Source organism: Nitrospira sp., assembly GCA_030653545.1.
Lineage (GTDB): Bacteria > Nitrospirota > Nitrospiria > Nitrospirales > Nitrospiraceae > Nitrospira_D.
Genome location: JAURZE010000033.1, coordinates 45,905 through 58,699, shown reverse-complemented (window position 1 = coordinate 58,699; position 12,795 = coordinate 45,905). Strand labels below are relative to the sequence as shown.

Annotated in this window: 7 protein-coding genes and 1 tRNA gene; 6 read left to right on the top strand and 2 right to left on the bottom strand. The window is 55.0% G+C overall.

All coding sequences use genetic code 11. The features are described 5' to 3' along the window. The 5 genes from Q7U39_17070 to Q7U39_17050 all read left to right on the top strand — a co-directional run bounded on the left by Q7U39_17070 (position 1) and on the right by Q7U39_17050 (position 11,277). A complete protein-coding gene (locus tag Q7U39_17070; protein ID MDO9119672.1) occupies positions 1–1,422 on the top strand; it encodes a restriction endonuclease subunit S in 1,422 nt (473 codons plus the stop codon). After that, entirely contained in the window at positions 1,419–2,909 is a 1,491-nt protein-coding gene (locus tag Q7U39_17065) for an ATP-binding protein (GenBank protein MDO9119671.1), read from the top strand. The genes Q7U39_17070 and Q7U39_17065 overlap by 4 nt, the downstream gene beginning before the upstream one ends. A gap of 112 nt (positions 2,910–3,021) precedes the next feature. After that, positions 3,022–6,033 (top strand): type I restriction endonuclease subunit R, encoded by a 3,012-nt coding sequence (locus Q7U39_17060; GenBank protein ID MDO9119670.1) that lies wholly within the window; start codon positions 3,022–3,024, stop codon positions 6,031–6,033. Positions 6,034–6,198: 165 nt separating this feature from the next. Further along, entirely contained in the window at positions 6,199–9,741 is a 3,543-nt protein-coding gene (locus tag Q7U39_17055) for a hypothetical protein (GenBank protein ID MDO9119669.1), read from the top strand. A gap of 876 nt (positions 9,742–10,617) precedes the next feature. Continuing rightward, positions 10,618–11,277: a MarR family winged helix-turn-helix transcriptional regulator gene (locus tag Q7U39_17050; protein ID MDO9119668.1), complete on the top strand. Its 660-nt coding sequence runs from the start codon at positions 10,618–10,620 to the stop codon at positions 11,275–11,277. 42 nt (positions 11,278–11,319) lie between these two features. Here the strand turns inward: Q7U39_17050 and Q7U39_17045 are convergent, their stop codons facing one another. Continuing rightward, positions 11,320–11,733: a hypothetical protein gene (locus Q7U39_17045; protein MDO9119667.1), complete on the bottom strand. Its 414-nt coding sequence runs from the start codon at positions 11,731–11,733 to the stop codon at positions 11,320–11,322. A gap of 204 nt (positions 11,734–11,937) precedes the next feature. Next, positions 11,938–12,420, bottom strand: coding sequence for a hypothetical protein (locus Q7U39_17040; protein MDO9119666.1), 483 nt, complete (start codon positions 12,418–12,420; stop codon positions 11,938–11,940). A 203-nt stretch (positions 12,421–12,623) separates the two neighbouring features. Between Q7U39_17040 and Q7U39_17035 the strand changes: the two genes are divergently transcribed. Next, positions 12,624–12,701: transfer RNA gene (locus Q7U39_17035), tRNA-Glu, on the top strand. Positions 12,702–12,795: the final 94 nt, after the last annotated feature.

Here is a 12,795-nt window from a genome sequence, read left to right as displayed (position 1 = left end):
ATGATCGCTAACCTCAAGCCGTATTCGGAATACAAGGAGTCGGGATCAAAGTGGCTTGGCGTTGTCCCGGCGAAGTGGGAGGTGAGAAACCTCCGTTCGCTCATCTCGAAGCGAGCAGAACGCAATCGGGCCGACTTACCGCTGTTGTCGGTTGCTCGGGAGAAAGGTGTGTTTGTTCGCTCACTCACGGATGTAGATGAGAATCACAATGTTATCCCTGACGACCTGAGCAACTACAAGGTGGCTCGTGCCGGCAATCTCGTGATCAACAAGATGAAGGCGTGGCAGGGCTCAATGGGGATCGCACCATGCGATGGCATCGTCAGCCCAGCCTACTATGTCTTCGACTTCCGTATCGCCAACCACGCTTTTGGTCAGAGGTTGCTTCGCAGCAAACCCTACGTCGCACACTTTGGACAGGCTTCCGATGGTGTGCGTGTCGGTCAGTGGGATTTGTCTATCCCTGGGATGCGAGAGATTCCCGTGCTCGTCCCCTCGCCCGAAGAGCAGACGGCGATTGTGCGGTTTCTGGACTGGGCGAACGGGCGGCTGGAGCGAGCGATCTTGGCGAAGCGGAAGGTGATCGCGCTGCTCAACGAGCAGAAGCAGGCCATCATCCATCGCGCCGTCACCCGCGGCCTCGACCCCTCCGCCCCCCTCAAGCCCTCCGGCATCCCCTGGCTCGGCGACATTCCGCAGCATTGGGAGGTGCGGAGGCTCAAGTCCCTTTGTCGGTTCGTTACGAGTGGCTCCCGTGGATGGGCTCGCTATTATGCAGACGATGGGTTCGTCTTCCTGCGAATTGGGAACATCTCGACTACCTCGATCGACCTGCGACTGAAGCACATCAGCTACGTGACACCGCCCACTGGAGCGGAGGGAGAGAGAACACGAGCGAGGCCTAATGACCTGCTGCTTTCTATCACCGCCCAGATTGGGGCGGTGGGAGTTGTTTCGGATGGTCTTGGCGAGGCGTACGTTAACCAGCACACCGCGTTGATTCGGCTACGGCCGGAGCGGTCCGTTCCGCGATGGGTCGCGTATGGGCTTCTCTCGCAGTTTGGAAAGGACCAATGCCGACTGAAGACGAACGGTGGAACGAAGGTCGGTCTCACCCTCGATGATGTGCGATGCCTGTATGTGCTTCTGCCACCGATGGATGATCAGGTGAGGCTGGTCGCCGGTATCGAGACCGAGACACGTGCACTGCACTCCGCTATCTCTCGTCTCGAACGGGAGATCGAACTCCTTCGTGAATATCGCACCCGCCTCGTTGCTGATGTGGTAACCGGCAAGCTCGATGTGCAAGAGGCGGCGGCGCGGTTGCCTGAAGAATCGGATGACCTAGAATCTCTTGTTGAAGGTGCCGAAGAGATTGAAGAGACGGCCCTCGACGCAGCGTCCGAGGAGGCTGAGACGTGAGTACGGACCGGCCTGCTGGCTATCTGGTGAGTCTTGTGCGTGAGCTGTGTAAATTGTCGCACGAGACCGAGTGGCTAGAGTTCAAAGTAGACGATGCAGAGCCGAATGAGATCGGCGAATTACTGTCAGCCTTGAGTAATTCGGCGGCGCTTGTAGGGAAAGCGTCTGCCTATCTGGTGTGGGGTGTGGCAGATGGGGATCACGCCATCGTTGGCACGCGGTTCAATCCTCGTGCGGCAAAAGTCGGCAACGAGGAGCTGGAAAGCTGGCTCTTGAAGCTGCTGACACCCAAAATCCACTTTCGCTTTTACGAGGTGACGGTGGATGGGCGATCGATTGTGCTGCTGGAAATTGAACGAGCCTTTCGGCATCCCGTGCAGTTCCAGGGACAAGAGTTTATCCGGGTGGGGTCATACAAGAAACGGCTCAAGGACTTCCCTGAACGGGAACGTGCCCTCTGGCGTATATTCGATTGCATGCCGTTTGAGAAGGGGATTGCTGCCGAACACATTCCCGCTGACGAGGTGTTGCAGCTCCTTGATTACCCGGCCTACTTCCACTTGCTCAAGCTTCCGTTGCCGGAGAATCGAGATGGCATCCTCAAGGCGTTAGCCGACGATAGCCTGGTTTGCCCGTGCGATGCCGGTGGTTGGAATATCACCAATCTCGGAGCCATCCTCTTTGCCAAGGGACTGGAAGATTTTCATTCGCTCCGGCGTAAGGCGATTCGGGTAATCCAGTACCGAGGCGCAAGTCGCGTTGAGACACTGAAAGAGCACGTCGGAATCAAAGGTTATGCCTCTGATTTTGAAGGGCTGATCGGGTTTATCAACGGCGTCCTTCCCTCAAATGAGGTGATTGAACAAGCACTGCGCAGGACGGTACCGAGGTTTCCGGAGCTTGCGGTCCGTGAGTTGGTGGCGAATGCCCTCATCCATCAGGACTTCTTTGCTACCGGCGTAGGTCCGATGGTGGAGATGTTCGAGGATCGTATTGAAATCACGAACCCGGGTGCGCCGCTGGTTGATACGCAGCGCTTTGTTGATACTCCACCTAAGTCACGCAATGAGGTGCTGGCTTCGCTGATGCGACGTATCGGCATTTGTGAGGAGCGTGGAAGCGGCTGGGATAAGGTGGTCTTTCAAACGGAACTGTATCAACTGCCCGCTCCATTGGCTGAAGTTACTGGGGACCATACGCGTGTCGTGCTGTTTGCGCCGCGCCCACTTTCGCAAATGGACAAGGCGGATCGGGTGCGCGCTGTTTATCTTCATGCGTGTCTTCGTTTTGTGAACCGGGAGTATTTGACCAACACTTCGGTGCGCGAGCGGTTTGGGATTGAACCGCAGAATCTCGCTGTGGCTTCACGGCTCATCCGAGAGGCGGTCGATGCGGGAGTGATCGTCGCCTATGATGCGGATGCGGCTCCTAAACTCATGCGCTATATACCGGTTTGGGCCGGACCGGACCGAAATCGTGTTACTTGATGGATGCTTGATTAGAATGGAGGGTAGTAAGCGGAATTAAAGGCTAGCTCCTTTAAAATCAATAGGTAAGAGAATCCTTGGTACTTGATGGCTACTTGATTAGAGGTTCCATGTGACCACTGACACGAGCGAAAAGGGTCTCGAAACGCTCATCGTACGGTACATGACCGGCACGGACGGTCTCGCCGTAGCGCCGAACATGGCTGCTGAACGACTCGCGCCTTACGGCGGGACTGGCTATATCGCAGGCAGCGCGCAGGACTATGACCGCGCCCACGCGCTCGATGTGCCGCAGCTCTTCGCCTTCCTGCGCGCCACCCAGCCCGAGGCATTCAAGAAACTGGCGATGGCTGACTCCAACGATCCCAAGGACATCAACCGCCTCAAGTTTCTCGCCCGGATTTCCGCCGAGATTGGCAAGCGTGGCGTCATCGATGTACTGCGCAAAGGCGTGGAGCATGGGCCGGTGCACTTTGATCTGTTCTACGGCACGCCCTCACCGGGCAACGCCAAGGCTGAGGCGCTGCATGCGCTGAACCGCTTCTCGATCACACGGCAGCTCGCCTATAGCATGGACGAGACGCGTCGTGCGCTCGACTTGGGCCTGTTCATCAACGGCCTGCCAATTGCGACTTTCGAGCTGAAGAATAGCCTCACCAAGCAGACCGTTGCGGATGCCGTTGAACAGTACAAGCGCGACCGTGACCAACGCGAGCGGCTCTTTGAGTTTGGCCGCTGCGTGGTGCACTTTGCCGTGGACGACAGCGAAGTACAGATGTGCACTGAGCTTAGGGGGAAGGGCTCATGGTTCCTGCCCTTCAACAAGGGCTACCTTGACGGCGCGGGGAACCCACCCAATCCGCACGGCCTCAAAACCGATTACCTCTGGAAAGAGATCCTTACTCCAACAGGCCTAACCAACATCCTCGAGAACTACGCACAGATCGTCGAGGAGAAGGACCCGCGCACCGGCAGAAAAAAGAAAAGACAGGTATGGCCGCGCTACCATCAACTTGGTGTGGTGCGGCAGGCACTGGCCGATGTTCGTGCCCACGGGGCGGGTAAGCGCTACCTGATCCAGCATTCGGCGGGAAGCGGCAAGTCCAATTCCATTGCCTGGCTTTCGCACCAGCTTATCGGCCTGAAGCGCGAGGATAAGGAAGTCTTCGACTCGGTCATCGTCGTCACCGACCGGCGCCTGCTCGACGACCAGATCCAGACGACTATCAAGCAGTTCATGCAGGTGGGCGCGACGGTCGGCCATGCCAAGGATTCTGGTGATCTGCGTAAATTCATTCAGGAGGGGAAGAAGATCATCGTCTCGACGGTGCAGAAGTTCCCCCATATCCTCGACGAGATCGCCACCGAGGGTAGCAAGCGCTTCGCCATCGTCATTGACGAGGCGCACTCAAGCCAGGGCGGAAAGACCTCCGCAGCGATGAGCCAGGCGCTCGGCGATGCCAAGGGTGACGAAGAGGAGGGGACCGACCCGGAAGATCTCGTCAATGAGGCGCTCGCCAAGCGCATGGCAGCGCGCAAGATGCTGACCAACGCCAGCTACTTCGCCTTTACCGCCACCCCCAAGAACAAAACGTTGGAGATGTTCGGCGAGCCGCTGCCACCGGATGCCGAGGGCAAGGTCAAGCACCGGCCCTTCCACTGCTACACGATGAAGCAGGCCATTGAGGAGCGGTTTATTCTCGATGTGCTCAAGGCCTATACGCCGGTGGACAGCTACTACAAGCTCGTCAAGAAGACGGAGGACGATCCGGAGTTCGATACCAAGAAGGCACAGAAGAAACTTCGTCGCTATGTAGAGAGCCACGATCACGCGATCAAACTCAAGGCCGAGATCATGGTGGATCATTTCCACGAGCAGGTGATGGCGGCCGGGAAAATCGGCGGGCAAGCGCGAGCAATGGTCGTCACGAGTGGCATCGAGCGAGCCATTCAATACTTCCACGCGTTTAAGGCGTATCTGGTGGAACGCAAGAGTCCGTATCAGGCGATTGTCGCTTTCTCGGGCGAGCACGAGTACGGCGGAACCAAGGTGAGCGAGGCTTCGCTCAATGGGTTTCCGAGTAGTGAGATCGCGTCAAAGATTCAGACTGACCCGTATCGCTTCCTGATCTGCGCCGACAAGTTCCAGACTGGCTATGACGAGCCGTTGCTGCACACGATGTACGTGGACAAGCCGCTTTCGGGCATCAAAGCCGTGCAGACCTTGTCGAGACTCAACCGCGCGCACCCGCAAAAGCACGACTGCTTCGTGCTCGACTTCCAGAACAATAGCGAGGCGATCACCTTTGCTTTCCAGGACTACTACCGCACCACGCTGCTTGCTGAGGAGACTGATCCCAACAAGCTGCACGACCTGAAGGGTGCGCTGGATGCGGCCCAGGTCTATTCACCGGAGCAGGTAAAGCAAGTGGTGACGTTGTTCCTGGGTGATGCCGAGCGCGACCAACTCGATCCGATCCTTGATGCATGCGTGGCCGTTTATGTGAGTAAACTCGACGAGGACGGCCAGGTTGGCTTTAAAGGTAAGGCCAAGGTGTTCTGCCGCACGTACAGCTTCCTTTCGTCGGTCATTCCCTACAGCAATCCGGAATGGGAGAAGCTCTCGATCCTACTCAATCTGCTGGTGCCCAAGTTGCCCGCGCCGCAGGAAGAGGATCTCGCCAAAGGCATTCTCGATGCCATCGACATGGACAGCTACCGCGTAGAGAAGAAGGCGACGATGAAGATTGCCTTAGCGGATAGTGATGCAGAGATTGAACCGGTCCCGACGGACGCTCACGGGCACAAGGCCGAGCCTGAACTTGACCGTTTGAGCAACATCCTCAAGACGTTTAATGAGCAGTTCGGTACGCTGTTCACCGATACCGACCGGGTCGCGAAGCGTATCCGCGACGACATCGCTCCCAAGGTCGCTGCCGATGCGGCCTACCAGAATGCAAAAGAGAACACGCCGCACACCGCGCGTATGGCCCATGATCAGGCGCTGGCCAAGGTCATGCAGCACCTCTTGAAGGACGACACGCAGGTCTACAAGCAGTTCGTAGAGAACGAGTCCTTCCGCCGTTTCATCGGTGACATGGTCTATGGGATGACGAGTCAGTAATGAAGGACGGAGCCAACCGCAAAAGCACTCCGTATCCCACGTCGATGATGAGATATTGTTCACGATCATTAAAGGTGTGTTACGCGGATAGAACATGACAGATCTGGTTCTTATATGGGTCCGCCTAAACATTGTTAGGCATAAGAATCCGGGCAGTGGCCGTAGATGGCAAAGAAGAAAACACTAAGCAATCCATTCTCCACTGGAGGCGGCGGGGTTCATTTTGAAGCCCACGTACAGGCGTCATTTGTCGCGTTAATGCTCACCGGGGGACACGCCCCCTGTCTTCCCTGCTGGCCCATTAGGGAAATCAAACTTCAGGGCAAGATTGACGGCGTCGATACAGACGACCTTATTGTTGTCGTAGAAAACGTAGACAGTAAGGAACGGCGGAAACTTCTCGGGCAGATCAAGCATTCCATTGCCATTACGCAAGGCAGCGCTCTGTTTGGGGAGGTGATGCAGGCTGCGTGGAATGATTTCAATAATCCCAAGGTGTTCACGAGAAACAAGGATGTTATTGCACTAATCACAGGCCCGCTCAGCGCGACCGATGCACACACTGTGCAATGGCTTTTGAACCAGGCGAGGCACTCCAAGAACGTTGATGAGTTTTTCAGAAACGTCCAGCAGGCAAATTTCAGCCCAGCAAAGAGCACCGAGAAACTTGAGGTCATTCAGTACCACCTGAAAACAGCAAACGGTGGCAAGGATATTTCGAAGGACGAACTCTATGCCTTTCTGAACACCTTCCATTTACTCGGCTACGATCTTGGTAACGAGTTCGGTGTTGTCCTGTCTCTGCTGCATTCCCATATTTCCCAATTCCAGCAGCAGTACCCGCAGTGGGTCTGGTCAAGGGTTGTCGATATCGTACAAACGTGGAATCAGGATGCCGGCACCATCACACCCGGAAAGATGCCGGACGATCTGCTGGATGCCTTTAAACAAAAGGCCGTGGTGGAGATTCCTGAGGAGTTCAAGGCGCCACAAGATAAGCCTAAAACCGATTGGACTCAGCACCCGGACGCTACCTATCTGGCTTTGGCAGTTTTAATTGGCGCTTGGCAAGACAAGAGTCAATGCGACCTTGAGGCAATAACCCAACTGCTCGGCATCAGTTATGACGAGTGGCTAAAGAAGGCGCGGGAAATATTGCATTGCCCTGATAGCCCGTTGTCACTTAAAAACGGCATCTGGAAAGTTGTTAATCGAGCCGAGCTTTGGAACCTGCTGGGATCGCGTATCCTTAATCAGAACCTCGATGCATTCAGGTCGCAGGCTATTTCCGTACTGAAGGAGCCAGACCCCTCTTTTGAACTGCCTGTTGAAGAGCGATACGCGGCAAGCATTCATGGCAAGGTGCTGAAGTGTTCACATGTATTGCGAAAAGGCATCGCTGATGGTTTGGCAATTCTGGGCAGCCAGCCACACGCGTGCGGTAACTGCTCCCAAGGGAAAGCTGAAGCAACCAGCGTGCTGGTGATACGTGAACTCCTGACTAACGCTGACTGGTTTTTGTGGGGAAGCCTGAACGATTTACTGCCCACCCTGGCCGAAGCCGCCCCCGGTGAATTTCTTGATGCGGTCGAGAAGGCGATGCGTCAGACACCCTGTCCCTTTGATGAGCTTTTTTCCCAAGAAGGCAACGGCATCACCGGTGGCAATTATTTAACCGGCCTGCTCTGGGCGTTGGAAGGGCTGGCCTGGGATGACCAATATCTGGTTCGTGTCTGTGTTGCGCTTGGCGAACTTGCCAGCCATGACCCCGGAGGCCAGTGGGCCAATCGCCCATCCAATTCGCTTGCAACCATTTTGCTGCCCTGGCTGCCGCAAACGCTGGCATCAGTTGACAAGCGCAAGGTGGCGGTGCGGACAATTCTTAGTGAATGGCCGAATATCGCCTGGAATCTGATCATTCAGCTTCTGCCCGGCCAGCACCAGACCTCTTTTGGATCGCACAAACCAAGCTGGCGCAAGACAATCCCCGATGATTGGGGAAAAGGCGTTACGCATCAGGAATACTGGCAGCAGGCATCTTTTTACGCGGAGCTTGCGGTGGCTGCCGCAGGCCAAGATACCGCTCGGCTTTCCGCATTGATTGACCATTTCGATAACCTGCCTAAGCCTGCTTTTGATCAACTGCTCCAGACTCTTGCCTCCCAGCCCATTTCAGAACTTCCTGAAGAGCAACGACTTTCGATTTGGGACCGTCTAACGAAATTCACAAATAAACACCGGCGGTTCTTCGATGCTAAATGGGCATTGCCCGACGAACTGATTACCCGTATTGAACAAGTGGCCGAACAACTCGCCCCGACGAACCCGTTCAATTTATATCAGCACCTCTTTACAGATCGTGATTTTGATCTCTACGAAGAGAACGGCGATTGGGAAGAGCAGCGAAAGAAACTCAACACGCGTCGTGAAGCGGCCATTTCGGAAATCTTTCATCGATATGGCGCAGAGGGTGTAATCCGATTTGCCGAATCCGCTTCTTCACCCGGTCAGGTTGGGTACGCACTTGGCGTTATTGCCGATGCAGCAATTGAGCGAACCATTTTGCCTCACTTTCTGAATACACCGGACAATAAGCGCAAGGCATTGGTGAGCGGTTTTATCTGGCAGCGTTACCACCTCAAAGGTTGGGAGTGGTGCGACGACATCGATAAATCTGATTGGACGCCAGAGCAAGCAGGACAATTCCTGGCTTGTTTGCCATTTATCAAGGAAGCATGGGATCGCGCTTCTGAGTGGCTTCAGATGCACGAGAGTGAGTATTGGACCCGCACCGACGCCAATGCTTATCAGGCCGATGGCGATCTTGACATTGCTATTGAGAAGCTCATTGAGCATGGTAGACCACACGCGGCAATCAACTGCCTGAACAGGATGCGGCATGCCAAGCAGCCGATCGATACTAATCAATGTGTTCGAGCGTTGCTCGCAGCGCTTTCCTCCGGTGAGCCTAGCTACGCCATGGACGGGTACCACATCGTCGAATTGATCAAGTTTCTTCAGGCAGAGCCTTCGGTTAACCAGGATGACCTCTTTAGAGTCGAGTGGGCATATGTTCCCTTGCTCGACGGTCATAGAGGTGCCGCGCCTCAACTCCTTGAAAGCAGGCTGGCCAATGACCCCGAGTTCTTTTGCGAGGTAATTCGACTGATCTACCGATCCAAGAAAGAAGATCAGTCGTCGATAAAACCCTCCGAGGAATCAAAGGCAATTGCAACAAATGCCTGGCGGCTGTTGCATGAGTGGAAGACACCGCCGGGGACACAAAAAGATGGAACGTTTAGCGAAAAGCGTTTCACCGAATGGCTCCAAAGCGTAAAGGCATTCTGTACAGAATCCGGCCACCTGGAAGTTGCACTCATCAATATTGGCGAAGTATTGATTTATACCCCACCCGATCCAGACGGATTGTGGATACGCCGTGCTGTAGCTGCCGCATTGAACGACCGTGAAGCAGATAACATACGCAACGGTTTCAGAACGGGGACATACAACTCACGAGGTGTTCATTGGGTTGACCCAACTGGAAAGCCGGAGAGGGAACTAGCCGAACAGTTCAGAAGAAAAGCCGAGGAAATAGAGAACGCTGGCTTTCAACGATTTGCCGTTACCTTGAGAGGCTTAGCAGACAGCTATGACCGAGAGGCTGAACGAATAATTAGCGATCACAAAGACCGGGAAGATGAGTAATCTCAATGCCTAACAACCGCATCAACTCGGACTGGTAATTTCGCTGCGCTTCATTGCCAGCCGGTTATGCGGAACGTTAGCCGATTCAAAACGGTGGAGGCGAGCAACTCATGAAGGGTGAATTTGCCGTTGGCTGGTTTACTCTTTCGCTCATCAATTCCGGTCTTGCCCAGACTAAAGGCAGGAGTGGCTTAGGGTGGTGGTTTGGATCATTGTTCTTCGGGCCGATTTGTACGCTGCTTATAGTTGTATCGGATCCCAAAGAACCCGACGCCAAAGAACCGTAGAAGTGATCCCTTATGAAATCAAGAGTTGCATCGGCGCAACTCCTGATATTTCGCACGTGCCTAAAGTGGCACTCGATACGATCACTTCACTGCGTTTCACGAATAAGCCGCTGTAGGAGTGGCGAAAAAGGAAGTAGTTCAGCACGGTTTATTGATGGCGCAAATGCTGAACAATTGCGGTTCTCATTTTACAAACTATCAGTGTGCTAAATTTGTGCTAAAAATTTCCATAATGGCCAAGACCAATCAGAATCAATGGAGAAAGTGAGAACAGCCTAAAGGCCTGATATTAAAGGAATGGTGGGGAAACCTTTGCAAAATCAAGCCGTAAGTGTTATCTGTCTTTTGGAACTTTTAAGGCGAGGGCCCTGGGTTCGAGTCCCAGCCGGCTCACCACGTTGTGAATGGCATCCGTCATGTGGGATGGTTCTCACGTCGATTCTGCGTCAGTGCGCACTAACACACACTAATGAGACTGCTGTGGTCCCTTCGTCAGGAAAAAAGAGGGGGTGGCTTGACGCCCCAATAATGCAACCAATACACTGGCCGCCATACGTAGGTTCCCCACACATTGAGCGAGGGACATGACATGCCATTGATTAAGATTGATCGAGACGAGCTACCGGGGCGATTGGTGACGGGTCTATCGAAGATTGGCCTGGCGATGAAGAGCCGGCCATGGCGTCGACAGGGACGGCAGGGGGTTGGGCCACTACAAGTACAGGTCTTGTCCTTCTTGCGAACGCAGCCCAATCGTTGCGCCATGGTGTCGGTCATTGCGAGAGAGCTCTCCGTCAAGCTTCCAACGGCATCGGAGGTCATTCGTACGCTGGAGTTGAAGCAGTTGGTGCGGCGCCGCCGGTCTGATGAGGATAATCGGGTGGTGACGGTGCATTTGACTGCGAAGGGAATGAAGGCCAGTCAGGTGGGAACGGGATGGCCGGAAGCGTTAGCGGCCGCGACGCAGCAGTTGTCGGGGCAGGAGCAGGCCAGTCTTCTTGCCATTCTGGTCAAGATGATTCGAGCGCTGCAATTGCAGGGCGAGATTCCTGTGGCGCGGATGTGCGTGTCGTGTGAGCATTTTAGCCCCAACGCTCATCCAAATAGCGCAGCTTCTCACCATTGCCAGTTCATTGATGTCCCGCTGGCGGATCAATCATTGCGCTTGGATTGTTCGGATTACGTCGAGGCTGCTCCCTTGGTAGCGAAGCAGGCCTGGGAAAAGTTTGTCCAAGCAAAATCTGCGTAGTGGTAGGCTCGAGAGAAGCTGTGTTGCCGTGACGGCGACAAGCTAGGGCGTACTGCCTCTGACCGGTTCTTTGACCAGATACAACGAACGATCCGATTCGATATTCGTGAGGAGGTCTTCCAGTGCTAACTGGAGGGCCGCCTCAATGGGATCGCGATCGGATGCCGTGATCCACCGCGCAGAGGATCCGGTCGCAGATCGTTGCACATCATAGGACTTGATCGGCTCTGTCGCTGTTCCCATATCTGCCTGGAGGCGGACGTGGTAGACGTAGGGGCCCCGTGCGATCATTGAGAGCCTGGCGGTCACTTTCATGGCCAGATCTGCAGGTCCTCCGGACACTGACGCGAAGGTGCCTCGGTTGCGGATGTATTCCATTGTGGCGCGGGAGAGATCCGGAGTGCGCCATTCCAGCAGCGTGATGCCCGGCATGTGATCGGCACCTTGAATCGTCAAGCTGCTGATCCCCACTTGCAGTGAGCGGGGAATTGAGTTGCTTGCTGGATGGCTCGGGACCGGATGGACTTCAATCCGATGTACGCATCCCGGCAGGGTAGTGAGGATGAGCAGCAAGGTGCCCATCCATCCGTCTATCAAGAATCGAGTGCGAAGGGGAAATCTATAGATCCAGCGCATGGTCGCGATATCGGGCCGGCAAGGCTAGGGAAGCGCCTGGGTTGTGGGCGGGGACAAGATCTCGAGGTCTTTCAGCGCCCGCTGAGCCTGCTCGCGGTATGAACGGTCAGTAGGGTTGGTATAGGTATCGACGATTCTCTGATAGGTGGCGCGTGCTTGCGCGTGTTGCTTCTTTATCGAGAAATATTGGCCCAGTGCGAGCCAGTTTTGCGCCGCCGCTTCATTGGCCGTTTTCATCAAGGCAAACTCCCGTTCCACTTGCGTGGTGCCTTGCAGCTGTGCCCGCTTCCGAACAGTCTCCCCCATCTGACTCGCCATGGCTTCAATCTGCTCGTTCTCGCGCACGGCCGCCTCGACGTGGTTAGTCTTCAGGTGTGAGTAGAACGCTTCGACATGGTCTTTCACGATGTCGGCCCGCTGTTGATAGGTATCGTGGGTACACCCGAAGCTGAGTGCCAGCAGGGCTCCAAGGCCAGCGGTAGCGAAATGTAAGGTTGATCTACCCATGAGCAGCATCCTTTCTCGGAACGGTCAAATCTGGAGATTGGCCGTTGGACGAGAGAGTCTACCACATTCAATCCTGAGATCGGTATCGGACGGTGTCGGCGGTTTGGATCGGCCTTGTGCCGGTGGTGCAGAAAGGCGTAGTGACAGGGCGTTCGCGAGTGTGATACAACTCCCGCGTTCCTTGCCACTGTCGTCGTTCATATGTCCCCATCGTCTAGCCTGGCCTAGGACATTGCCCTTTCAAGGCAGTAACACGGGTTCAAATCCCGTTGGGGACACCAACCATCCTTCAGCTCGAAGCCTGTTTCAGCATTCCTCCGCATCCCAAGGGGTTCCCGTTGTGTTTGCGGATCCTGCCGGGTACACTTTCTTCGT

Bases quoted from the DNA above. Each gene is read 5' to 3' on its own strand.
- Q7U39_17070 (MDO9119672.1), top strand. From the start codon at position 1: ATGATCGCTAACCTCAAGCCGTATTCGGAATACAAGGAGTCGGGATCA.
- Q7U39_17055 (MDO9119669.1), top strand. From the start codon at position 6,199: ATGGCAAAGAAGAAAACACTAAGCAATCCATTCTCCACTGGAGGCGGC.
- Q7U39_17050 (MDO9119668.1), top strand. From the start codon at position 10,618: ATGCCATTGATTAAGATTGATCGAGACGAGCTACCGGGGCGATTGGTG.
- Q7U39_17040 (MDO9119666.1), bottom strand. From the start codon at position 12,420: ATGGGTAGATCAACCTTACATTTCGCTACCGCTGGCCTTGGAGCCCTG.